General features: G+C 70.3%; 16 protein-coding genes and 3 pseudogenes. 9 read left to right on the forward strand and 10 right to left on the reverse strand.

Going from position 1 to position 24174, the window contains the following annotated elements:
* Nucleotides 1-494: 494 nt before the first annotated feature.
* Nucleotides 495-803 (forward strand): annotated as a pseudogene (locus ABIA38_RS27550) (M28 family peptidase); the annotation flags it as partial.
* Between the two features lie 29 nt (nt 804-832).
* On the opposite strand, the gene ABIA38_RS27555 reads toward ABIA38_RS27550, so the two are convergent.
* From ABIA38_RS27555 to ABIA38_RS27565, 3 genes are read right to left on the reverse strand one after another with little or no spacing between them, the layout of a single operon-like run.
* Nucleotides 833-2125: a glycerate kinase gene (locus ABIA38_RS27555; protein WP_424641541.1), complete on the reverse strand. Its 1293-nt coding sequence runs from the start codon at nt 2123-2125 to the stop codon at nt 833-835.
* A complete protein-coding gene (locus tag ABIA38_RS27560; protein ID WP_424641542.1) occupies nt 2122-3543 on the reverse strand; it encodes a prolyl oligopeptidase family serine peptidase in 1422 nt (473 codons plus the stop codon). Before ABIA38_RS27560 ends, ABIA38_RS27555 begins: the two co-directional genes overlap by 4 nt.
* The gene (locus tag ABIA38_RS27565) at nt 3525-5246 is read right to left on the reverse strand and encodes an ABC transporter substrate-binding protein (protein WP_424641543.1); all 1722 of its coding nucleotides are present in this window, start codon (nt 5244-5246) and stop codon (nt 3525-3527) included. The genes ABIA38_RS27560 and ABIA38_RS27565 overlap by 19 nt, the downstream gene beginning before the upstream one ends.
* A 186-nt stretch (nt 5247-5432) precedes the next feature.
* Between ABIA38_RS27565 and ABIA38_RS27570 the strand changes: the two genes are divergently transcribed.
* Entirely contained in the window at nt 5433-6185 is a 753-nt protein-coding gene (locus ABIA38_RS27570) for a TetR/AcrR family transcriptional regulator (RefSeq protein ID WP_424641544.1), read from the forward strand.
* A gap of 60 nt (nt 6186-6245) precedes the next feature.
* Here ABIA38_RS27570 and ABIA38_RS27575 read toward each other — a convergent pair whose 3' ends face one another.
* The 5 genes and pseudogenes from ABIA38_RS27575 to ABIA38_RS27595 form a co-directional block, all read right to left on the reverse strand.
* Entirely contained in the window at nt 6246-7133 is an 888-nt protein-coding gene (locus ABIA38_RS27575) for a M20/M25/M40 family metallo-hydrolase (RefSeq protein WP_424641545.1), read from the reverse strand.
* Nucleotides 7134-7367: 234 nt separating this feature from the next.
* Nucleotides 7368-7532, reverse strand: coding sequence for a hypothetical protein (locus ABIA38_RS27580; protein WP_424641546.1), 165 nt, complete (start codon nt 7530-7532; stop codon nt 7368-7370).
* Between the two features lie 82 nt (nt 7533-7614).
* Nucleotides 7615-7974, reverse strand: a pseudogene (locus ABIA38_RS27585) (isocitrate/isopropylmalate family dehydrogenase); the annotation flags it as partial.
* Nucleotides 7975-8109: 135 nt separating this feature from the next.
* Nucleotides 8110-9219: an o-succinylbenzoate synthase gene (gene menC / locus ABIA38_RS27590; RefSeq protein ID WP_424641547.1), complete on the reverse strand. Its 1110-nt coding sequence runs from the start codon at nt 9217-9219 to the stop codon at nt 8110-8112.
* A 46-nt stretch (nt 9220-9265) separates the two neighbouring features.
* Nucleotides 9266-10033, reverse strand: coding sequence for a GNAT family N-acetyltransferase (locus tag ABIA38_RS27595; RefSeq protein WP_424641548.1), 768 nt, complete (start codon nt 10031-10033; stop codon nt 9266-9268).
* A gap of 655 nt (nt 10034-10688) precedes the next feature.
* On the opposite strand from ABIA38_RS27595, the gene ABIA38_RS27600 reads away from it, so the two are divergent.
* The 5 genes and pseudogenes from ABIA38_RS27600 to ABIA38_RS27620 all read left to right on the forward strand — a co-directional run.
* Nucleotides 10689-11711 (forward strand): ABC transporter permease, encoded by a 1023-nt coding sequence (locus ABIA38_RS27600; protein WP_424641549.1) that lies wholly within the window; start codon nt 10689-10691, stop codon nt 11709-11711.
* A 70-nt stretch (nt 11712-11781) separates the two neighbouring features.
* Entirely contained in the window at nt 11782-13560 is a 1779-nt protein-coding gene (locus ABIA38_RS27605; RefSeq protein WP_424641550.1) for an ABC transporter substrate-binding protein, read from the forward strand.
* Nucleotides 13561-13669: 109 nt separating this feature from the next.
* Nucleotides 13670-14668: an ABC transporter permease gene (locus tag ABIA38_RS27610; RefSeq protein ID WP_424641551.1), complete on the forward strand. Its 999-nt coding sequence runs from the start codon at nt 13670-13672 to the stop codon at nt 14666-14668.
* Complete coding sequence (locus ABIA38_RS27615) at nt 14665-15762, forward strand: ABC transporter ATP-binding protein (RefSeq protein WP_424641552.1); 1098 nt, start codon at nt 14665-14667, stop codon at nt 15760-15762. The genes ABIA38_RS27610 and ABIA38_RS27615 overlap by 4 nt, the downstream gene beginning before the upstream one ends.
* A gap of 22 nt (nt 15763-15784) precedes the next feature.
* A pseudogene (locus ABIA38_RS27620) lies at nt 15785-16855 on the forward strand (ABC transporter ATP-binding protein); the annotation flags it as partial.
* A 52-nt stretch (nt 16856-16907) separates the two neighbouring features.
* On the opposite strand, the gene ABIA38_RS27625 reads toward ABIA38_RS27620, so the two are convergent.
* Complete coding sequence (locus ABIA38_RS27625; protein WP_424641553.1) at nt 16908-17999, reverse strand: serine hydrolase domain-containing protein; 1092 nt, start codon at nt 17997-17999, stop codon at nt 16908-16910.
* A 275-nt stretch (nt 18000-18274) separates the two neighbouring features.
* On the opposite strand from ABIA38_RS27625, the gene ABIA38_RS27630 reads away from it, so the two are divergent.
* A complete protein-coding gene (locus ABIA38_RS27630; RefSeq protein WP_424641554.1) occupies nt 18275-19888 on the forward strand; it encodes a PucR family transcriptional regulator in 1614 nt (537 codons plus the stop codon).
* A gap of 167 nt (nt 19889-20055) precedes the next feature.
* Nucleotides 20056-21504 carry an argininosuccinate synthase gene (gene argG / locus ABIA38_RS27635; protein ID WP_424641555.1) on the forward strand — a complete coding sequence of 483 codons (1449 nt, stop codon included), beginning with the start codon at nt 20056-20058 and terminating at the stop codon, nt 21502-21504.
* Nucleotides 21505-21655: 151 nt separating this feature from the next.
* Here argG and ABIA38_RS27640 read toward each other — a convergent pair whose 3' ends face one another.
* Nucleotides 21656-23965: a collagenase gene (locus ABIA38_RS27640; protein WP_424641556.1), complete on the reverse strand. Its 2310-nt coding sequence runs from the start codon at nt 23963-23965 to the stop codon at nt 21656-21658.
* Nucleotides 23966-24174: the final 209 nt, after the last annotated feature.

The following is a 24174-nucleotide window of genomic DNA, read 5'->3' on the forward strand; positions in this document are numbered from 1 at the left end:
CCGTCCGAGCGCGTCTGTGACCCGATCGCCGACCGCGCCTTCCCTTCCGCGCGGCATTTCCCCGAACATACGAAAAGCCAACCAGGAGGATGGTCGAGTGGCAACGAAACAGGCACGACGCACTACGAACGAGTGAACAACCCTGGGCCGCTTGACCAGCCCGGGACGACACGTGCCGATCGTCGGCTCGACACACGTCGAGGCCGAGGCGGCCGGGCGGGCAGGGTCGAACGGCCAGACAACCCCGGTCGCCCTCCGGCCGACTTCGCCCGACGGGGCCCATCCGAACGACGGCCACCGGCAACAGTCCACGCGCTCCTGCCGAGACAGCCGCTGCCGAATCTCCGTGACCGTCGCCCGCCTGCCGGTCCCCGTCACGAAACCTCCCATGCCCGCCGCTCCTCCCCCGCTCGGCCCGCTCCCCGCCGCCCGGGCCCGACCCTCGACCCGGGCCAGGTCGCACACCGCGCCGCGGCCGTGGCTGGTGGGGCGGCGAAGAGGACGGCATGCGCGGCTCCCGACACTTCGTCGAGACCGAACCGCTCCAGCCGATCCGCGGCTACTTCGACATGGACATGGTCGCCGCCCCCAACTACGTCATCGGCGTCTACGGCAATGGGCTGCAACGCCACTACACGGACCACTTCACCGCGATCGGCCAACCCTGGCTCGACGGCCCCGTGGACGGCATGTCCGACCAACTCCCCTTCCTCGACGCCAAAATTCCCGTCGCCGGGATCGACACGGTCCGCAGCGCACCCGCAGCGCTCAAGAACGACCGTGAAGCCGAGGTGAGCCGCTGACCGGTGCGGACCGGCGAGCCGCCCGAGTATCACCGTTCGGTACGGCCGGCGCGGCCGGGTCCACGGTTTCGATTCCCGGGGATCGCGGGTGGTGGGAGGGTGCCGGCCAAGTGGTTTCGGGCGATGGTGCGGCCAGTGGCTCGGAGCAGTGCGGCGGCTGTGGTCATCGAGCGCCTCGGGTCGGGTTCGAGGGTGGTCAGCGGGTAGGCGGCTCGGAATCCGGCGGTGCTCAGTTGCTCGGGGGTCAGGGTCAGCCGACCGCACACGGCGATGACCGGGACCCGGTGGAGGTGGGCGCGGCGGGCGACGCCCAGTGGGGTCTTGCCCTGGAGGGTCTGTGCGTCCATGGCGCCCTCGCCGGTGATGACCAGGGTGGCCCGGTACAGTTCCCGGTCGATTCCGACCGCTTCGAGGACGACCTCGACGCCGGGGCGCCGTCGCGCGCGCAGGCAGGCCAGGGCGCCGAAGGCGGTGCCGCCGGCGGCACCCGCGCCCGGCAGCGTCGCGGCGTGCGCGGCCCGCGGGCCCACGGCCCGGGCCAGGACGTCGAGCCGGCGGCTCAGCCCCGCCTCCAGTACGCCGACCTCCGCCGGCCCGGCGCCCTTCTGCGGCGCGTACAGGAACGCGGCGCCGCCGGGTCCCGACAGGGGTGCGTCGACGTCGGTGGCGAGCACCAGGTCGGTGGCCGCCAGCCGCGCGTCGAGGCCGGACAGGTCGACCTCGGCGAGGTGGCGCAGGGCCGCGCCGCCGTCGGCCGGCATTCGCCCGTACACGTCGGTGAACCGGGCGCCCAGCGCGGCGAGCAGTCCCGCTCCCCCGTCGGTGCAGGCGCTGCCGCCCAGGCCGAGCACGATCGTGCGTGCACCGCCGTCCAACGCCGCCCGTACCACCTCGCCGGCACCCCTGCTGCTCGCGGTGAGCGGCGCCGGGACATGGTCGGGCAGCAGGGACAGTCCCGAGCTCTGCGCGAGTTCGAGCACGGCGGTGCTGCCGCGTTGGGCGTAGCAGGCGCGGACGGTCCGGCCGGTGGGCCCGCCGACGGTCACCACGCGGCGGCGAAAGCCGCTGTGCACCAGTGCGTCCACGGTGCCCTCGCCGCCGTCGGCGACGGGCAGGCCGGTCACCGACAGACCGGGGCGGGCCCGACGCAGGCCGGCCGCGAGGTGCCGGGCCACCGCCGCGGCGTCGAGCGAGCCCTTGAATTTGTCCGGGGCGAGCAGGACATGGGGCGTGGGTGCCCGGTGCGGCCCAGGGCCCGGTCCGGCTCCGGGGGTACCGCGGAGCGGGTCGCGGGGTCGTGGGGTGATCGGGTCCTCGGTCACGCGAGGCTTGGTCCGGACGGGAGTTCGACGGGCCCGCGCGACCAGGGCGCACCCTCGATGGCGGCCCGCACCAGGTCCGTCATGCGCTGCTGGTCGTGGATCTCCTGCCCGCGGCTGCTGGTTTCGTGGCCGCCGCTGAACCAGTCGATCGCCACGTCCCCGCCCGCGTCCTGGAGGGCCTTGGCGTAGGCGTACGCCTGCCTGGGCGGCGTGCGGGTGTCGTGGGTGGCCTGCCTGATCCACACCGGTGCGCGTACCGAACCGACGTAGGTGATCGGCGAGGAGTGCCGGTAGCGGTCCGGGTCGAGGTCGGGGGCGGCCCCGAAGAACGCCTTCCAGGCCGCGCGCAGGGCCGGGTTCATGTCGTCGTAGGCGCCCACCCAGTCGGCCATCGGGACGAACGCCATCGCCCCCGCGAACAACTTCGGCAGTCGGCCCACGGACAGCAGGGACAGGAAGCCGCCGTAGGAGGCGCCGGTGACGAACACCCGGTCGGGGTGGGCCACACCGTCGGCCACCAGCCTGCGTACCGCCGACTCGATGTCCTCCAGTTCCCGGTCGCCGATGGTGCCGATGAACCCCTCGCGGAACCGGCGGCCGAAGGTGACCGAGCCGCGATAGTTGAGCGACGCGTACGCCACTCCCGAGGCAACCCACGCCTGTGCCTGCGGGTGGTAGGAGTCCACGGACACCAGGTTCGGGCCGCCGTGCAGGTTCAGCACCAGCGGCAGCGGTTCCTCGGCGTCCGGGGGTCGGCACACCCACAACTGCAGGGGCGTGCCGTCGGTGGAGCGCACCGTCCGCGAGTGGGCACGCACGCCCGACGCCCGGGGAGTCGCCGGGGCCGGCGCGGGCTGCTCCCCCGTCGTCCGGTCCACGTGCAGGACGGTCAGCGGCCGGTCGAAGCGCTGGTGCAGCAGGCGGATGCGTCCGTCGGCGGCGTAGTGGGAGGCCCACTGGTTCAGGTGGGCCGCGGCGACGTCGGGCTCGAAGTACGCTCCGGCCGGGTGGGCGATCGCCGCCAACGCCCGGCTGCGCAGGTCGAATTCCAGCACGCGGTGGATGCCTTCGTCGACGTGGACCAGCAGGACCCGGGAGCCGTCGTCGGACCAGTCCAGGGCGACCAGGTCGCCGTCCAGGTGCGGGGCGTCCACGTCTATGCGGCTGCCGTCGGCGGGGTTCCACACGCACGGTCGGGCGAAGCCGGTGCGCTCGGTCGATACGAGCAGGCGGCCGTCACCCTCGACCGGGGAGAACCGTACCGCCCGCACCGGCGACTGCGGACCGTCGGTGAGGCGGGCCAGGACCGCTCCCGTGTCGGTGGCCAGCACGGTGACCGCGAAGCGGCGCACTCCGGGGTTGTGGTCGGTGGTGTCGATGGCGAGGAGTCGGCCGCCGGTCATTTCGCCAGTCCCCACTCGGCGAGGTTCCAGAACGGGCCCTGGACGGGGTTGATGGTGATCGGGCCGCCGACCTTCCTGCCGGTCAGCAGGATGTTGGGGACCGCGCCCAGGGGCAGTGACGGCACGGTGTCGGCGATCAGCTTCTCGGCCTGGCGGGAGGTCTGCAGGCGGGCGCTCTCGTCGGTCTCGGTGCCGACCCGGTCGAGCAGTGGGTCCAAGCCGGGGACGTTCGCGCGGATGAAGTTGATGCCCGAGTTGCCGTTGGCGTCGCCGGGGATCGCCGTCGAGCCGAAGGTGGCGCCCAGGGTGGGCTCGGGGAAGTTGTCGGTGAGCGTCCACAGTCCGAGTTGGAAGTCCCCGGCGGGGGCGACCTTGCCGAACAGGTTCGCGGCGCTGGTGTTCTTGATGGTCATCTTGAATCCGGCCTCGCGCAGTTGCGACTGCAGGATCTGCTCGGTGAGTTCGCGGCTCTGGTTGCCGGCGAGGGAGACGATGGTGAACTGCGCGGCCCGGCCGTCCTTGGCCCAGATCCCGTCGCCGTTCCTGGCCCACCCCGCAGCGGTCATGATCTGTTGGACCCTGGCGAGGTCGCGCCGGTAGACGGCGAAGTCCTCGGCCGCGAACGCGGACACCAGCGGGGACAGGAAGCTCTGCGCGGGCGCGGTCACCCCCAGCGAGCCGAAGAGCTTGCGGACGATCGCGCCGCGGTCGATCGCGTGGGCGAACGCCTCGCGGACCGCCTTGTCGTCGAACGGGAACGCGGAATTGTTCATCCACAGTGCCTGGAGGTTGCCGGTTCGGGTCTCCACCTGCATGTCGGCGCTGCCGCCGAGCGAGTTGATCTGGGCGAGCACGTCGAGTTGCGGCGTGGGGTACAGGGCGTCGAGTTGGCCACTGGCGAAGGCCTGGAACTCGGCGGCGGTGTCGGTGGTGAACTGGAACGTCACCTTGTCCAGGTGGGGTTTGCGGCCCCAGTAGCGCTCGTTGGGGACCAGGGTGACCGAGGTGCCGCGAACCCAGGAGGCGATCTTCCACGGGCCGCCGCTGAAGCTGTAGCCGTTCTTCATCAGCGCGTTGCGGTCCTTGCCCGCCAGCAGGTGCGCGGGCAGTACGCCGTATTCGGCGCCGAAGAGTTGTCGCCAGTTGGCATAGGGGGACTTGAGGGTCAGGATCGCGGTCCGCGGGTCCGGGGTGTCGATCGAGTCGATCAGGTCGTAGCCGGTCCGGGTGAAGATGTCCTTGCCGTCGCGGATCTGCAGTGCGGTGTACTTCAGGTCGGCCGAGGTGATCGGTTGCCCGTCGGACCAGACGGCGGCGGGGTTGAGCCGGTAGGTGATCGTCTGCCGTCCCTGCGCCGTCTCGGTGGTGGGCGTGCCGGCCATCGGGTCGGACGCGACGGGGACCCAGTCCCTGCCCTGCGGCGCGACGGTGAAGACCTGCGGGATCGTCTGGGCCTGCATGAGGTAACTGCCCCAGATGGAGCCCGCACAGGTGGAGATCCAGTCGGCGCAGTCCGGCTCCTGTTCGGCGCCGATGACCAGGCTCCCGCCCTCCTTGACCGGGACGTTGCGGATGGAGTTGGTTCCCGGCGCCGGTGCCGGGGCGCCCGACGTGCATGCGGTGGCCACGAGAACGGTGAGTGCGGCCAGCGCGCTGCCGACGGGGGTTCGCAGTCTTCCGGCTCTGCCGGGCCGGTGGTCGCTTCGTTCCTGAATCATGGTGTTCGACCTTCCCTGTACGGGATGTCCCCGGGATTCGATGATCAAGGGCAAGGAGACGTGAACGGCTTAGCAATAGACCTAGGCTAGGAGTTAGCCAATGAGATTGACTTGAAATGTGGCCATGCCTCCGGCAGGCTCGGCACAACGGCGCCCACCGGCGTCGATCGCCCAGGAAGGACCCCCATGAGCGTCCCGAAAGCCGAGGACACGTCCGGTGCACCGGCGAAGACCGCGGAGCCGAGTCGACGTCGGCTCCCCCGCGACACCCTGAGCCGCCAGGTCATCCTGGAGGCCGCCGAACGGGTCGCCGCACGGGACGGACTGGACGCCTTCACGTTCCAGTCCCTCGCCAAGGAGGTGAACGCCCATCCGACGTCGCTCTACCGGCACTTCCGCGACAAGGACCAGTTGGTCCTGGAGCTGATCGACGACCTTCGGGCGCGTTCCTACGGCGGTCGCCTGGAGGCGACCGACTCGTGGCGCGAGGACCTGCGCACGCTGGCCCGCTACATCCACGAACACCTGCTGCGCTACCCGCAGTTCGCCGTGCAGATGGCCGCGCGCACCACGCGCAGGCCGACCGAGTTCGCCAACGTCGAGTTCGCCCTGGACGCGCTGCTGCGCGCCGGCCTGGACGAGGAGGACGCGGCCATGTACCTGCGGGTGTTCGGCAACGTGGTGCGCTCGCTGGCCAGTATGGAGGCGGGCATGCTCGTCCTGGACCCGGAGACCCGCGACGGCGACACGCTGGCCTGGCAGTTGGAATACCGCAGGCTGCCGGCCGAGCAGTACCCACGCATCGCCGCGATGAGCGGACAGCTCAAGGACATCGGCGACCCGAAGGTCTTCGACACCGCGGTGGACCTGTTCCTGGACGCGATCGAGGCGCGGGCCGAGCAGGCTCGGCAGCGGAAGGCCGCGTCGCAGGGCGCGTGAGGGGGGCCGGGCGGTGCACGCTCGGCGGCGGAGGTCGGCACTCGGCCGGGCCGACGGCGGTCAGGGGGCGACCGGGGCGCCGGCCGGCGCCCCGATCAGCCCGGCCACCAACATCGCGCGCTCCGGCAGCGAGCCCAGGTCGACCCACTCGCGCCGGGCATGCGCGCCGGCGCCCGCGGGGCCCAGGCCGTCCAGGGTGGGGATGCCGAGCGCGGCGGTGAAGTTGCCGTCGGAGGCGCCGCCGACCCGGGCCTCGCCGATCGCGGCCAGGCCGTGCTCCCGGGCCAACCGCTGGGCGGTCAGCAGGAGTTGCGCCGACATGTCGCGTTCGAGCGGGGGCCGGTTGATGCCCCCCGCGAGGTGGACTCCGGCCCCCGGCAGCCGGGCGCACAGCACACCCAGCGCCTCCTCGACCCGCGCCAACTCCCGCCGCTCCCAGGCCCGTACGTCGATTTCGACATGGGCCGACTCGGGCACGGTATTGGCGGTGGTCCCGGCCCGGCCCACGGTGGGGGTGACCGTGGTGCCGCGACCGGTGTCGCCGAGCCCGCTGATCGCCAGCACCTGGTGCGCCAGTTCCACCAGCGCGTTGACCCCCTGCTCCGGTTCGAGCCCGGCGTGCGCCGCGCGTCCGCGCACACCCAGCCGATACAGCGCCACGCCCTTGCGGGCGGTCTTGAGCGCCCCGTCCTGACCGGGTTCGAGGACCAGTACCGCCCGGCACCCGGCCGCCGCCTGCTCGACCAGCGCGCGCGAGGTGGGCGAGCCCCGTTCCTCGTCGCCGGTGACCAGCATCCGCACGTCGTCGGCGCCGCCCGTCAGCCCCAGCGCATCCAGGGCCGTCACCAGGCCCGCCTTCATGTCGAACACCCCCGGCCCGGTCGCCCGCCCGTCCACCACGGTGAACGGGCGCTCGGCCAGCGCCCAGCGGCCAGACGGTGTCGGCATGGCCGAGCAGCAGCACCGGGGCGCGGGCCGGGTCGCTCACCCGTTCGTGCACATACAGGTGCGGCACGCCGTCCCGGACGACCCGCTCCGACCTGCCCAGCAGGCCGTTCGACCAGGACGCCAACAGCTCGTACAGCGGGTCGAGTCCCGGTGCGTGGCCGGACGGCGTCTCCAACTCGACCAGTTGCCGCAGCCGGTGCACGGAGCGCGCGGTGTCGACGTCGTGGGAGGTGTTCAACGGGATCCCCCCGGTTCGGTGTTGCGCCAGAACGAGGTCAGCGCGCGCACCACGTCGTGGGGGGCCTCCTCGCACAGGTAGTGGTCGGCGGCGATCGATACCCCGTCGACGTGACGCGCATAGGCCGCCCAGACGTGCGGGACGTCGAAGCTGCGGCCCACGTAGCTCCTCGACCCCCACAGCGTGAGCAGCGGCGCCTCGACCAGCCGGCCCCGCTCGCGGTCCTGCCACCAGGTCGAACGCTCGCTCGTCGCGCAGCGGCCCGCGAATCCCGGGCAACGAACGCACCGGGCGCAGCGAGACGTACTGGTCGAACTCCCGCCTGATCGGAATCAGCAGCCCCCACAGGGACACGTGGTCGGGAACCTCCGGTGCGCCGACCGCGCCGAGCAGGATCGCGGCGGCTTCGCGCAGTTGTGCGATGCCGTCGTCCGGCATCATCGCGCCGGTCTCGGCGTGGAACGCGCAGCCCCAGGGGTGCTCCGTCCACAGCAGCTCGAATCCGTGTGTCGCGGACAGTGCGTCCAGGACCCGTCGAGCGGCCGGCACGGTCTCCCGACCGATGCCGTCGCCGGGGATCGCGGCGATCCGATATGTGCGCACCTGAGCTCCCATCACCGGCTAGCAATGGACATAGCCTAGGAGATAGCCATGATGAATTGCTAGAGGTGAACGGAGGTCGGCTCGCACCGGCGGGAACCGCGCGACGCCACCGGTCTCGGGTGCGAGAGTGCGCCCCTACCTCGGTATCCATTCGATGGAGGTGGTCACCTCGTCCAGAATGTCCGGGAGGGGCTCGATGCCCAGGCCGGGGCCGGTGGGGACGTCGAGCCGGCCGTCGGAGAGGACGAACGGCTTCGTGATGTCGGTGGCGAAGTACCGGCCGGAGGCGGAAGTATCGCCCGGGAGGGTGAAGCCGGGCAGCGCGGCCAGCGCCACGTTCGCGGCGCGGCCGATGCCGGTCTCCAGCATCCCGCCGCACCAGACGGGGATGCCATGGGCACGAGCCACGTCGTGGATGCGGCGGGCCTCGAGGTAGCCGCCGACGCGGCCCGGCTTGATGTTGATGACGGAGCAGGCGCCGAGCGAGATGGCCGCCGCGGCGTCGGCCGCGGACGTGATGGATTCGTCCAGGCAGATCGGGGTGCGCAGCAGCTTGGCCAGTGCGGCGTGCCGGACCATGTCGTCGTTGGCCAGGGGCTGTTCGATCAGTTGCAGGGCGAAGTCGTCGAGTTTGGCGAGGTGTCGGGCATCCGACAGGGCGTATGCGGCGTTGGCGTCGACCTGCAGCGGCAGGTCGTCCCCGAAGCACTCGCGCACGGCGCGTACCGGGTCGAGGTCCCAGCCGGGCTCGATCTTCAGCTTGATCCGCACGTAGCCCTCGGCGAGGTACCCCTCCACGGCGTCGAGGAGTTCGGGCACGGAGTCCATGATCCCGACCGAGACACCGCACGGCACCCGGTCCCGAACGGCACCCAGGTAGGCGCCGAACGACTCGCCGGCACTGCGGAGTCGGGCGTCCAACACCGCCGTCTCCAGTGCCGACTTCGCCATCCGGTGGCCGGTGAACGGCGCGAAGGCGCGTCCCACCGCGGGCACGTCCGAGCCGTCCGCCGGCAGGGCGGGGATGAGGAACCGGCGCAGGACGTGCTGGACGCCGTCGACGTACTCCGAGGAGTAGCGCGGCTCGGACATCGCCCCGCACTCGGCCCAACCCTCGTGGTCGGGGGTGACCACGCGAACGAGCAGCACATCGCGGCTGGTCTCCACGCCGAAGGAGGTACGGAACGGGGCGACGAGCGGCATCGCGATTCGACGCAGCTCGATGCCGGAGATCTTCGTCTTCATGATTGGTGGCTCCTCTGCGGATGGTCGGGCATCGGTGGTGCGGCGGTCAGGCACGGGTTGTGCTGCGCCGGACCACATAGCGGCGGCGTTCGTGGAAGCCGACGACCAGGGCTCCCTCGGCGAGCAGGCCGCCCAGGGTCTCCCGGACGGCCAGCCGCCAGGCCCGGGCGGCGCCGGGATCGGTCAGCCGCAGTGTCTCGATGTCGTCGGGGAGGTCGACGAGTACGGTCTCGGCATCGGTCGCGCCGGTCTCCGGGCGGCCGTCGTGGTTGCGCAGGCCGTGCGCGGCGCCGGCGGGCGGTTCGATCGCCTCGGGCGGGCCGGGGGCGGTGAGGTCCCAGGCGACCAGGACCCGGTCGGACTCGTCGCCGCCGTTGATGGTGTCGTGCATCGAGCCGTAGAAGGACGTCAGGTAGTCCTCCGGCCGAGCGCCCAGTTTGGCGAGATTGAAGTAGGCGTTGCGGCGGATGAGCGGGTCGTAGGTCCAGGTGATGCGCCCGAGTCGATGGGCGAGCGCCCACTGCCGCTGGTGCATCTTGAGGGCGAGGCCGACGCCGCGTCCGGCCAGGGCGGCGGTGATGTGCGAGTGCAGGCTGGTTCCTACGGGTTCGCCGAAGAAGGCGACCGACGCCCCGACCAGGCGGCCGTCCTCGTACGCTCCGGCCACATAGTTCCCGGTGTGCGCGAGCGCCCGCATGACCTCGGCGGAGATGGGTGAACTACCGGGTCGGGACCCCCAGATGTCGGCGTAGAAGAGGCTGACGGCATCGAGGTCCTCCATCATGTGCAGTTCTCGGATGGTGGATCCGTTCATCGCGGTGCTCCGACCGGGTGGGCCAGGGGCCGGGCGCGAGCCGGCCTGGCGGCGGTGATGGCGTGTTCGTGGGGCCGCGGGCAGCAGGATTCGGATGTACTCGTGCCGGCGTGCGCTGCCGCGACGAGGCGCCCGTGGCGCAGCGCAGGACGCCGGCCTCCGGGGGCATCCGGGAGCGGCCCGATCGTGTTCGCCGGGGTGAGCAGGTCCCCGGGCGGCACCGGTCCGAGTCTGGGTGCCCCCGTATTCCGGCGGCTTTGTTTCGGGGTACCAGGATGTGCTCGCCGATTTGTACGTCGGAACAACTACGCCCGAGACCGGCGCGGTCTTCCCGGCGGTACGGCCGACGGCCTCGACACCGCCCCCGTCGTCGCCGCCCCATCCGCGCCTCTTTAGCCAACCGTACAAAGCATGTGGCGAATCTCTGGACCGGCATCACATGCCCCCCGCCGGTCCACGAGCGACGCTGTTCCGCATACACGAACCAGCCGAGCTCGGGTGAGCGGCGTGGTCGTCCGGCGCCCGTTACCCGTCCGTGCGGGCCGGATCCGAGTTCCACAGCAGGGGTGTGTGCCCCTGTGGCCGACACAGCGATGACGCCGCCGCGGCGGCAAGTACGGTCCGGCCGGCGCCGGTTGAGAGGGGTCCCTGTCAGATGACGGCACCATTGCACGAGCCGACCGCCGCAGCGCCCCCGAGCGCGGCCGACCGGGCGGCGGTCGGGGAACCGGCGGTGATCGAGGGCAACACCAAGCCCGTACAAGGCCGTTCACCGGGGCGGATCGCCTGGGAACGGCTCAAGCGCGACCGGTTGGCGCTGGCGGGTGGCGCGGTCATCCTCGCGCTCATCGTGCTCGCGCTGCTCGCGCCGGTGATCGCGGACCTCGTCGGACAGGATCCGAACGCCTTCCACGAGGACCTGATCGACCCGCTGTTCGGCACCCCCAGGGCGTCGATGGGCGGCATGGGCGGCGAGCACCTGCTGGGCGTCGAGCCGGTCAACGGCCGGGACATCTTCGCCCGGATCCTGTACGGCGCCCGGATCTCGCTGCTCGTCGGTTTTCTGTCCGCGCTGGTGGCGGTCGTCCTGGGGACGATCCTCGGCATTGTCGCGGGCTTCTTCGGCGGCTGGGTGGACGCCGCCATCAGCCGCGTCATGGACGGTCTGCTCGCCTTTCCGCAGTTGTTGTTCATCATCGCGCTGGTCTCGGTCATGCCGAACGAGATGCTGGGCCTGACCGGTTCGAGCGTCCGCGTCTTCGTGATGATCCTGGTCATCGGCTTCTTCGGCTGGCCCTACATCGGGCGCGTGGTGCGCGGCCAGACGCTTTCGCTGCGCGAACGCGAGTACGTCGAGGCCGCCCGCTCGCTGGGCGCCGGGCGCTGCCACATCCTGTTCAAGGAACTGCTGCCGAACATCGTCGCCCCGATCGTCGTCTACACGACGATGATGATCCCCACGAACATTCTGACCGAGGCCGCGCTCAGCTTCCTGGGTGTGGGCGTCAAGCCGCCCACCGCCTCGTGGGGACAGATGCTCTCGAACGCCATCGACTACTACGACTCGGATCCGGTCTACATGATCGTTCCGGGCGTGGCGATCTTCATCACCGTCCTCTCCTTCAACCTCTTCGGCGACGGCGTGCGCGACGCGCTCGACCCGAGGGGTTCTCGCTGAACTGCCGTACCCGAGGCGACCCGCGGCACTTCACGCGGGGTCTCTCACCGAATCCGGAGGATCCGAGATCGTGACTACCCAACGCACCTCAGGGCGGCGCAAGCAGGCACTGGCCGCAGCAGCCGTGATCGCCGGGCTGCTGACCACGGCGGCGTGCGGCAGCGGCGGCAGTGGCACCAAGACGAGCGACGCCGGCTACGACGCCGCCGGCGACAAGGTCGTGAACGCCGACACCACCAAGGGCGGCACCCTGAAGTTCGCCGGCACCCAGGACGGCGACTCGTGGGACACCACCCGAAGCTACTACGGCTTCGCCTGGAACTTCATGCGGTTCTACAGCCGCCAGTTGGTCACCTACAAGACCGAGCCGGGCAGATCGGGCGCCACACTGCAGCCCGACCTCGCCACCGACACGGGCAAGGTCTCGGACGACGGCAGGACCTACACGTTCGCCCTGCGCGAGGGGATCGGCTGGGAGGACGGCAGGCCGATCACCGCCCAGGACGTCAAGTACGGCATCGAGCGCCAGTGGGCGCAGGACGTGCTGTCGGGTGGTCCGGTCTACCTCAAGGACATCCTCGACCCCGACGGCCACTACCCGGGGCCCTACCAGGACGAGTCCGCCGACAAACTCGGCCTGAAGTCGATCGAGACACCGGACGACCGGACGATCGTCTTCCGACTGCCGCAGCCCAACGGCGACTTCGCACAGATGCTCGCGATGCCGTCCGCCTCCCCGGTGCGCCAGGACAAGGACACCAAGTCCAAGTACGGCCTGCATCCGTATTCCAGTGGCCCGTACCGGTTCGCGTCCTACGAGCCCGGCAAGAGCCTGCAACTGGTCCGCAACACACAGTGGAAGGAGACCTCGGACCCGGTCCGCAAGGCCTACCCGGACACCGTCGACGTGACCTTCTTCTCCAACGCCAACGACCTGGACCAGCGGCTGATCGCCGGCGACTACGACCTGGACCTCAGCCAGACCGGCCTGTCGCCGCAGGGCCGGCAGACCGCGCTCAAGCAGCACAAGGGCAACCTGGACAACCCGCTCTCCGGTTACATCCGCTACGCGGTCTTCCCGCAGAACGTGAAGCCGTTCGACAACGAGCACTGCCGCAGGGCGGTCATCCACGGGGCCGACCACCTGTCCCTGCAGACCGCGCGCGGCGGCCCCGTCGCCGGCGGTGACATCGCGACCAACATGCTGCCGCCGTCGGTCCCCGGCAACGAGGGCCGGCGGTACGACCCGTTCGCCATGGCCGGCCCCGACAAGAACGGAAACATCGCCAAGGCCAAGGAGGAGTTGGCCGCCTGCGGCAAGCCGAACGGGTTCGCCACCACCATCGCCGTGCGCAACAACAAGCCGGTCGAGGTGGCCACCGCCCAGTCCCTGCAGGCGTCGTTGAAGAAGATCGGCATCGACGCACAGATCGACCAGTACGACGGCTCGCAGACCTCCGGCATCGTCGGCAGCCCCGACAACGTGGCCAAGAAGGGCTACGGCATCGTCATCGACGGCTGGGGCGCGGACTTCCCGTCCGTCCAGGGCTTCGGTCGGCCGCTGTGGGACGGCAAGTACGTCCTGCAGAGCGGCAATGTCAACTACGCCCTGATCAAGGACCAGGCGATCGACGACCTCTTCGAGGCCTACGCCAAGGGCCTCGACGACGGCGCCAGGAACCGCATCGCCACGCAGATCAACCACCGGGTCATGGACGGCGCGTACTACCTGCCGTTCACCTACGAGAAGTATCTGAACTGGCGCTCCGGCCGGCTCACCAACGTCTACATGACCGACGCCTACAACGGCTACGACTTCGTCAGCCTCGGTCTGAAGTCCTCGAAGTGACTCCGGCACACCCACCGCACGGCACGAAAGGCAGGTGAAGGCCGGCGCCGCACGACCGTGGGCCGCCGGGAACCCCCGGCGGTCCACGCTCCGCGGCGGGCCGTGAGCTGTGCTCACTTACCTCATCAGGCGGCTGTTCGCCGCCGCAGTGATGCTCGTGGTCATCATCATGGTGGTCTTCGGCATCTTCTTCCTGGTCCCCAAGTGGGCGGGCGTCGACATCGCCGCGAGCTTCGTGGGCAAGCAGTCCGACCCCGCCGCCATCGAGGCCGTGCGGGAAAAGCTCGGCCTGAGCGACCCCATCCACATCCAGGCATGGGAGTTCTTCAAGGGCATCTTCGCCGGCCGCACCTACTCGACCGGCGGCGACGTCGTGCACTGCTCCGCACCGTGCTTCGGCTACTCGTTCAAGAGCGAACAGGCCGTCTGGCCGGTGCTGACCGACCGTTTCCCGGTGACCCTGGGGCTCGCCCTCGGTGCCGCCGTCCTGTGGCTGGTCCTCGGTGTCGCGGCGGGCGTGCTCTCCGCGCTCAAGCGCGGCAGCCTCTGGGATCGCGGCGCGATGGTCGTCGCCCTCGCAGGAGTGTCCCTGCCCATCTACTTCACCGGCATGCTCTCCCTGGCCACCTTCGCGTTCGGGTTGAAATGGTTCGACGCGCAGTACGTGCCCCTCGGCGAGAGTCTCGGCGGCTGGTTCGGCGGCATGATCCTGCCGTGGATCACCCTCGCCTTCCTGTACGCGGCGATGTACGCGCGCATCACCCGCACCACGATGATGGAGGTTCTGGGCGAGGACTACATCCGTACCGCGCGCGCCAAGGGCCTGGGCGAGCCGACCGTCATCGGAAAACACGCCATGCGCTCCACGATGACGCCGATCCTCACCATGCTGGGCATGGACCTCGGCGCCCTGATCGGCGGCGCGGTCCTCACCGAGTCGACGTTCAACCTGCCCGGCCTCGGCCAGGCCGTGCTGAACGCGATCAGGACCCAGGACCTGCCCGTCATCCTGGGCGTCGTCCTGATCACCTCCCTCTCGGTGCTGCTGGCCAACCTCGTGGCGGACGTCCTGTACGCCGTGATCGACCCCCGAGTGAGGCTCGCATGACCCGACCCGGCAACAGCACGACCGCGGTGGGCGGGCCCGCCGCCGCCTCGCCCGAGCCGCGCGCGTTCCTGGAAGTGCGCGACCTGAGGGTGCACTTCCCCACCGACGACGGCCTGGTCAAGTCCGTCGACGGGCTCAGCTTCCGCCTGGAGCGGGGCCGAACCCTCGGCATCGTCGGCGAGTCGGGCTCCGGCAAGTCGGTGACCTCGCTCGCCGTCATGGGCCTGCACACCGTCGGCGGGTACGGCAGGCGCAGGCCGCGGATCTCCGGCGAGATCTGGCTGAACGGCACCGAGTTGTTGTCGGCCGGCCCCCACCACGTGCGCAGGCTGCGCGGCCGCGCGATGGCGATGATCTTCCAGGATCCGCTGTCCGCGCTGCACCCGTACTACCCGATCGGCCGGCAGATCGTCGAGGCGTACCGAATCCACCACGACGTCGACAGGAAGACCGCCCGCAGGCGTGCGGTCGAGATGCTCGACCGGGTGGGCATCCCACAGCCGGACCAGCGGATGGACGACTACCCGCACGAGTTCTCCGGCGGCATGCGCCAGCGCGCGATGATCGCGATGTCCCTGGTGAACAACCCCGAACTGCTCATCGCGGACGAGCCCACCACCGCCCTCGACGTCACCGTCCAGGCGCAGATCCTCGACCTCATCCGGGACCTGCAGCAGGAGTTCGGCTCCGCGGTGATCGTCATCACCCACGACCTGGGCGTGGTCGCCGAACTCGCCGACGACATCCTGGTGATGTACGGCGGGCGCGGTGTCGAGCACGGCCCGGCGGAGCAGGTGTTCCACGAGCCCCGGCACCCCTACACGTGGGGCCTGCTCGGCTCGATGCCGCGTCTGGACCGCGAGCAGCAGGACCGGCTCGTCCCGGTCGAGGGCTCCCCGCCCTCCCTGATCGACCTCCCGTCCGGCTGCGCGTTCAACCCGCGTTGCCCGTATGCGGACGTGCCCGGGGGCGACGTCACCCGCACGGTCCGCCCCGAACCGACCGAGGTCGGCGCCGGGCACTGGGCCGCCTGCCACCTGACGCGGGAGCAGCGGGAGCAGATCCGGACCGAAGAGATCGCGCCGAAGTTGTGAGCGAGAACGAGGAGGACGGCGCATGAACATCCCTGCGGACGGCGACGGCAGGCGGGCCGGTGCGGTCGGCTCGGCCGAGACCCTCGGTGCGGCCATCCTCACCGAGCACGCCGCGCCCGGCGAGGTCCTGCTGAAGGTGACCGGGCTGCGCAAGCACTTCCCGATCCGACAGGGCCTCTTCCGGCGCCGGGTCGGCGCGGTGCGCGCCGTCGACGGCATCGACTTCGAGGTGCGCTCGGGCGAAACCCTCGGTGTCGTGGGCGAGTCGGGCTGCGGCAAGTCGACGATGGGTCGGTTGATCACCCGGCTGCTCGAACCGACCTCGGGGACCATCGAGTTCGAGGGCAGGGACATCACCCACCTGGGCGTGGGCGGCATGCGCCCGCTGCGCCGCGACGTGCAGATGATCTTCCAGGACCCGTATGCGTCGCTGAACCCGCGCCACACCACCGGCACGATCATCGGCGCGCCCTTCAGGCTCCAGGGCGTCGAACCCGAGGGCGGCATCAAGAAGGAGGTGCAGCGACTGCTGTCGGTGGTCGGCCTCAACCCCGAGCACTACAACCGTTATCCGCACGAGTTCTCCGGCGGCCAGCGGCAGCGCATCGGCATCGCCCGCGCGCTCGCGCTCGGACCGAAGCTGGTGGTGGCGGACGAGCCGGTGTCCGCCCTCGACGTGTCGATCCAGGCCCAGGTCGTCAACCTGATGGACGACCTGCAGCGGGAACTGGGCCTGACCTACGTGATCATCGCGCACGACCTGTCCGTCGTCCGGCACGTCTCGGACCGGATCGCGGTGATGTACCTGGGCAGGATCGTCGAACTCGCCGATCGGGACCGGCTCTACCAGGCGCCGATGCACCCGTACACCAAGGCGCTCATGTCGGCCGTCCCGATCCCGGACCCGCGGCGCAGAAAGGCCGGGAGCGAGCGCATCCTGCTCACCGGCGACGTGCCCTCGCCGAGCGCGCCGCCCAGCGGCTGCCGCTTCCACACCCGGTGCTGGAAGGCGACGCAGATCTGCACGGCGATCGAGCCGCCGCTCACGGAGTTGGCACCCGGTCGGCGGGTGGCCTGCCACCACCCGGAGAACTAGGTTCTGTCCGGCGGATCCTGGCGGTTCGCCAAGATCCGCCGGACATTCGTCAGCGCAGGTCGCGCATGAGTTTGCTCATGATGGCGTCGACCTTGTCCGAGTCGAACGTTTCCGAGCCGATCAGCAGGGTCACGGCCCGTTGTCCGTCGTCGGTGACGGCGTTCCGGAACTTGTGACCGCTGGACATACTGCCGCTGTGGCCCCACAGGACCAGGCCCGGGAAGGGCTCGTGGCGCTCGACTCCCAAACCGTAGCGCTCATTCGGGACGTCTTCGGCAACGGTCTTCTTCATTTCGGCGAGTTGCGCCGGAGCCAGCAATTTCCCGGTCAACAGGGCGGTCCAGAAGGTGGTGGTGTCCACACCGTCGGAGATCAGCGCGCCCGACGCGTCGGCCTCCGAGGTGTTCCATTCCGTCTTGTCCACCAAAGTGCCCTGCCGCTGCGCGTAGCCGCGCAGTTCCGGCTCGGGGAGCGTGGTGCGATCGCCGGCCCATTCGGTCTCGCACAGTCCGAGGGGGTTGATGATGCGCTCCTCGATCTCGGTGTCGATGCCGCGGCCCGTGACCTTCGTGACGATCAGGCCGGCGAGGTTGTAGTTGGTGTTGGCGTAGGCGAAGCCGGACGCCGCCCGATCCGGCCTGGGCAGCGTGAGCGCCTGCCGGACCGTCCGCAAGGGCTCGATGTGATCCCAGCGGTGCACGTCCTCGTCCTTCCAGAACGGCGCGTCCAGGTAATCGGGCAGGCCACTGGTGTGTTGCAGAAGCTGCCGGATCGTGATGGTGCGGCCGTCGTAGCGCCCGGTGCGGATGAGACCGGGCAGATAGTCGTCCACGGTGTCGTCGAGATCGATCCGGCCCTCGCCGACGAGCTGAAGCACGACCGTGGCCGTCCAGGTCTTGGTGTCGCTGCCGATGCGGCTGTGCTCGTTGCCGACGGCTCTACGACCCGTGCTGCGATCGGCGAGGCCGACACCGCTGCTGCGGACGCCGCATCTCGGACTCTTCACCGTCACGCTCATCCCGGAAACGCCGAGACCTTGCAGTGCCTTCAACGCCGTCCGGATCGGCCTGGTGTCGCATCGCGGTGCCGCGGTTGCCTCCGCCGGAACGGTCACCAAAGAGGTCGCGCACGCCAGGGCCACGACGAAACTCGTCCGGTATCGCACATTGTCTCCTTCTGTATTTCCGCATTTCGCATTTCCGCATTACCGAGATGTCGAGCGCCCGGCCGAAGCCGGCGGCGGGGCGCGACCGGTTGCGCCGTACGGGGCCGTGGGAGGTACGGTCACTGGGCATGATCGCCGCGCGCTTGCCGAATTGAGCATGCGGACAGCGTGGCGCGTGGACCGAGCGGGTGCATGTGAGCCCGGTGCAGAGATTCCCCGAATGCTTTGTATGGCCGGCCAAAGAGGTGACGATGCTCGATACCGGGGTTCCCGATCTCGGACAGGTCCTGGACGTGTTGGGCTCGTCGCTGTTGCGGCCGTTGACCGTGCTGCCGGAAAGTCCGGTGCCGGTCTCGGGCGTACTCGTCTTCGAGCGCCGAGCCCCGTTTCCGCTGCCCCCCGTCCGGGACGCGATCCTGCTCGCCGTCGGAGTGGGGGTGGTCGAGGCGCAGACGCTGGAGTTGGTCGGTGCGGCGGCCGAGGCCGGCTACGCCTGCGTGGTGGTGAAGAGTTTCGGCGAGCCGGTCGAGCAGTTGGTGGCCGCCGCCCGGCGGGCCGGCATCGTGCTGCTTGCCGCCGATGAGGTCGTCGCCTGGCACCATTTGGATGCCATGATCTCCTCGGCCACCACCCCGACGGTGCGTTTCGGGCAGGCCGCGGGTGCCCCGGCGGTCGGCGATCTGTTCGCGTTGGCCAACGCGATCGCGGGGATGGTGGGCGGGGCCACCGTGATCGAGGATCCGAACCGGCGCATCCTCGCCTACTCGACGTTGCCCGGCCAGGCCGTCGACGAGGGCCGCCGCCAGGGCATCCTCGGCCTCCAGGTGCCGGACGGCCCGGACTACGACGAGCAATACCGGGTGCTGACCCGGGTGGGGCGCACGTGCCGGTTCCCCGCCGTTCCCGGAGGGCTGCCTCGGCTCGGCGTCGCGGTCCGCGTGGGCAGCGAGGTGTTGGGCTCGATCTGGGTCGTCGATGCCGGGGAGCACCTGGACACCGTTGCCGAACAGGCCCTTTCCGATGTGGCGCACAACGTCGCGCTGCACCTGCTCGCGGCCCGTACCACCGAATCCGCCGTCCGGCGCCGGTACGCCGACCTGTTGGGGCGGCTGCTCGTCGACCCGAGCAGTGTCACCGCGGTCGCCCCACAACTCGGCCTGGACCCGAACTCGCCCGTCGCGGTGGCCGCGTTCGCCGTCGCCTCGGTCGACGTCGAGGACGTGCTCACGGCACAGGCGGCCACCCGGCTCGCCGACCTGGTGAGCCTGCACTGCGAGGCGCGCTACGGCAGGCACGGCTGCGCGTTGATCGACGGAACGGTGTACGCGCTGCTGCCCAGCGGGCCTTCGCCGAACGCGCACCGGGAACTCGTCGCCTACATCGCACGGCGGGCCCACAGCGCGCTGCGGGTGCCGGTCCGGGCCGGACTCGGCTCGCTCGTCCAGGGGTTGCGCTCGATCGCGAGCTCACGCGCCGACGCGGATCTTGTTTTGCGTGCGCTCTCCGAGCGGCCGGGTGCTCCGGAGCCGTGCCAGGTGGCCACGATCGACGAGGCGTGGGCCGGCGCGACGTTGTCCGCGCTGGCCCGGATGCTGGCCACGCACGAGGGGCTCCCCCGCGGGCTCGGGCCGCCGATCCGGGCGCACGACCTCGAGCACAACACCACCTACGCGTCCACGCTCCTCGCCTACCTGGACGCCGACGGCGATGTCGCCATCGCCTCCCATCGGCTGTCCGTACACCCGAACACCATCCGGTATCGACTTTCCCGGGCCCGGGAGATCTTCGGGTTCGATCTTGCCGACCCGGACGAACGCCTGGTCCTGTGGCTGCGATTGCGCCTCGGCGAGCAACTCGGCTGGTAGGCCCCGGCCCCCGACCGAGACCCGCCCGGCATCGGGGCCGGCACCCGGTTCACGCCCGGTTCACCCCTGGGCCGCGGCTGCGTCGGCGGCGCGGGTGCGGCGGCGCCGCTCCGCCACCGACGTGAGACGACGTTGCATAATCATGCGCGAAGCTGTATATCCTTCCTATGTCCAAGGTTCTCACCTCCCTGCCCACCGGCGAACGTGTCGGTATCGCCTTCTCGGGCGGCCTCGACACGTCCGTCGCCGTCGCCTGGATGCGCGACAAGGGTGCCGTTCCGTGCACCTACACGGCCGACATCGGCCAATACGACGAACCCGACATCGCCTCGGTCCCCGACCGCGCGAAGACCTACGGCGCGGAGATCGCCCGCCTGGTCGACTGCCGCGCGGCGCTGGTCGAGGAGGGTTTGGCCGCGCTCGCCTGCGGCGCGTTCCACATCCGCTCCGGCGGACGTGCCTACTTCAACACCACCCCGCTCGGCCGGGCCGTCACCGGCACCCTGCTGGTCCGGGCGATGCTCGAGGACGACGTCCAGATCTGGGGCGACGGCTCGACATTCAAGGGCAACGACATCGAGCGGTTCTACCGTTACGGCCTGCTCGCGAACCCGCACCTGCGCATCTACAAGCCGTGGCTCGACGCCGACTTCGTCTCCGAGTTGGGCGGTCGCAAGGAGATGTCGCAGTGGCTGGTGGCCCACGGGCTGCCGTACCGCGACAGCGCCGAGAAGGCGTACTCGACGGATGCCAACATCTGGGGCGCCACCCACGAGGCCAAGACGCTCGAACACCTGGACACCGGCGTCGAGACCGTCCAGCCCATCATGGGCGTGCGGTTTTGGGACCCGAGCGTCGAGATCGCCCCCGAGGACGTCACGATCGGGTTCGACCAGGGCCGCCCCGTCAGCATCAACGGCAACGTGTTCGCCTCCGCCGTCGACCTGGTGACCGAGGCCAACGCCACCGGCGGCCGGCACGGCCTGGGCATGTCGGACCAGATCGAGAACCGGATCATCGAGGCGAAGAGCCGCGGCATCTACGAGGCGCCCGGCATGGCGCTGCTGCACATCGCGTACGAGCGCCTGGTCAACGCCATCCACAACGAGGACACCCTGGCGCATTACCAGTACGAGGGCCGCCGCCTGGGCCGGCTGATGTACGAGGGCCGGTGGCTGGACCCGCAGGCGCTGATGGTCCGCGAGTCGCTGCAACGTTGGGTCGGCTCCGCGGTCACCGGCGAGGTGACCCTGCGGCTGCGGCGCGGCGAGGACTACTCGATCCTCGACACCACCGGGCCCTCGTTCAGCTACCACCCGGACAAGCTGTCGATGGAGCGCACCGAGGACTCGGCGTTCGGCCCGGTCGACCGGATCGGCCAACTCACCATGCGCAACCTCGACATCGCCGACTCGCGCGCCAGGCTCGAGCAGTACGCCGGGCTCGGCATCGTCGGCACCACCCACCCCGCGCTGATCGGCGCGGTCCAACCCGCGACCACCGCGCTGATCGAGGACATGCCGGAGGGCGGCGCCGAGGCGATCGCCTCGCGCGGCGAGGTGTCCGGCGACGACGAACTCCTCGACCGCGCGGCAATGGAGTTCGGCACCGACTGAGCGGCCGGCGAACCCGCGGACCCGCCCCGGGCAGGGGGCGGGCCGCGGTCGCACGGGCATACGGGCGGGACCACTCGCTCCGTCCGTACGCCGGGCGGCGGTCCCGGCCGGCCGATTGCGACCGGCCGGGACCGCCGTCACCCGTGCCGGCTCACTTGTACTGCGTGGTGACGCTCACGCCGCCGAAGGTCTGCGTGGCGGCGAGGGTGAAGTAGACCCAGCCGGACGGCGGGTTGGCGATCGTCAGGGTCTCACCGTTGCCGGCGTTGGTGGACTTCGCCTGGTAGTTGGCGGTGGTGGCCCAGGTGCCGCCGCCGTAGTACAGGTCGGCGTTGCCGGTGCCGCCGCTGCTGGTGATGGTCAGCTCCTTGACGCCGGCCGGCAGGTTGAGGAAGTGGTAGCTGTAGTTGCCGGTGGTGGCCGCGAGGTTGTCCCGGCGGCAGTTCTTGTCGAACTGACGGGGGTCGGCGATGGTGCAGAGCGGAACGACGGTCGAGGCCTCCGGCAGGGGGCCGCAGTCGTCGGTGGCGCAGGTGGTCGTCAGCCAGGTCGCGAAGCCGGCGTCGTAGGTGGTGCCGATGGTCTGCTTCAGGAACGTGCGGGCGCCGGCCCAGTCGCCGGTGCGGTACTTGCCGAGCACGGTCTCCACGTCCGCGCGGTGCGCCTGCATCATGTAGCGGACGGCCAGGAAGCCCCACCGGTAGACCCGCGCCGAGTTGACGTCGGGGTCGTCGGACTGGTCGTAGACGGTGTCGAACAGGTCGCTGAGCTTGTAGGTCTTCAGGCCGGCCGCGGCGATGGCGGCGGCGTTGCGCTCGTTGCGGTAGCCGAACGAGATGTTCTCGGCGATGCCCTCCACCCACCAGATGGTGGGCGTGGTCTGGCCCGCGTCGAAGTCGCCGTACATGTTGGCGCGGCCGTCGAGGTAGTGCGTGTACTCGTGGTTGAGGTTCCAGATCTGGAAGGACGGACGCAGCCAGTCGGCCTCGTGGGCGATGAAGCGGGCCTGGTTGCCGGGTTGGGTCGGGTTGCCCTCCTCGTACGTGCCGCCGTTGTCGACGTCGATGTTGTAGATGGCCCACGCGTACAGCGCGTACTGGGTGTAGTCGTCGAAGACCACGACCTCGAGGTTGGTGTTCACGTCACCCGGGATCGCGCCCTTGTCGCCGATCACCCGGTGGAAATAGGCGTCCTGGTTGGTCAAACTGGTGCAGGTGGTGGCCAGTTGCCCGGGGGACATGTCCTGGGCGCGGATCTTCAGGTTCGGGTTGCAGGTGTGCTGGATCGGCAGGATCACCGGGAGCATGCGGTCGCCGAGGTCGCAGATGGCGTAGGCCGCGCAGTTGCCCTTGTCGAACTGGCGCGTGTACCAGGCCAGGTTCATGGTGATCGGCGCGGTGGGGCCGACGTTCGGGTAGCGGTTGATCAGGTCCTTCAGCAGCGGCCGGACCCGGTCCTTGAGCTCGGGGATGTCGAGGGCGTAGCCGAGGAAGCGACCGACGTTGCTGACCACGTCCAAGCGGTTCAGCTGGGCGTCGTTGCGGGTGATGAAGTCGGCCCAGGTGTCGAGGATGGCGGGGTCGGCCTTGAGGGCGGCCCGCCAGCCGCGGCTGTCGTTCTTGGCCTTGAAGCCGTTCTCGACGACCCACTCGACGTGCGCCACGGCCAGGGTCATTTGGCCGGGCCAGCCGGCGCCGTAGCCGGCGAGCAGCCACTTGACGACCCCGGCGTACCGGCCGGCCGTGTGGGTGCTGTCGATCAGCGTGACGACCTCGTTGAGGGTGTCGCCGTTGGCGTCGGTGACGTCCTTGCTGTGCGGGGAGGCGAAGAAGGCGTCCAGTGCGCCGCGGGCCGCGGTGTCCAACGCCGGACCGTAGGCGCCGACGGCGTCCGCGTGGTTGTCGTGCACGTAGTAGCCGGCGCGCAGGAACAGCACCAACTGTCCGATGGAGGTGTCGTTGCTGCCCGGGTACGTCGCGGAGGAATCGCGCAGCGCGTCGGCGACGGTCACCATGTTGGCTTCGCGGAAGGCCGTCCCCGCGGTCGCTCCGGTGAGGTTGAACAGCGGGTAGGTGCACGTGACCCTGGGCAGGGCCTTGAGTTGTCGGATCAGCGCGCCGCCGGTGGCGTTGATCACCGCGGACAGGTCGCCGCAGTCGTCCGCGGCGGCCGAGAACTGCCGGTCGGCGGTGGCGGGTTCGGTGGGCGGGGCGGCCGGCGGGACGGACTCCTCGGTGCCTTCCTGCGAGGAGATCTTGAAGCCGGAAATCTCGGTCTTGGCGTCGGGTGACCTGGGGACCGGGATCGACCGCGGCTTCGGGGCCGCGGTCTTGGGGGCGCTCACACCGGTCGGGGCCGTGGCACCGATCGGGGCGGCCTGGCTCTGGGGCGCGAGCAGGCCGAGCGCGATGAAGAAGGCCACGCCGAGCGCGGAGACTCTGCGCGCATTGGCCTTGGACATCCGGGATGGACTCATCTGTGGGGGCCTCCGGGGCCGTTGTCGGCCGCGTACCGGAACGCGACCTGTCGATGTGCGACATGTAACATTGCACATGTCGCATCACGCCGGAAGAGTCCCGTCCGGATTCCCGCCCACCAATACCGAGACGTCGTGCGGACCACGACCACCCGCTCGGGCTCCCGGCACCACGCTCGTCCGACACCGGAATC

This window comes from Embleya sp. AB8, assembly GCF_049739465.1.
Classification (GTDB): domain Bacteria; phylum Actinomycetota; class Actinomycetes; order Streptomycetales; family Streptomycetaceae; genus Embleya.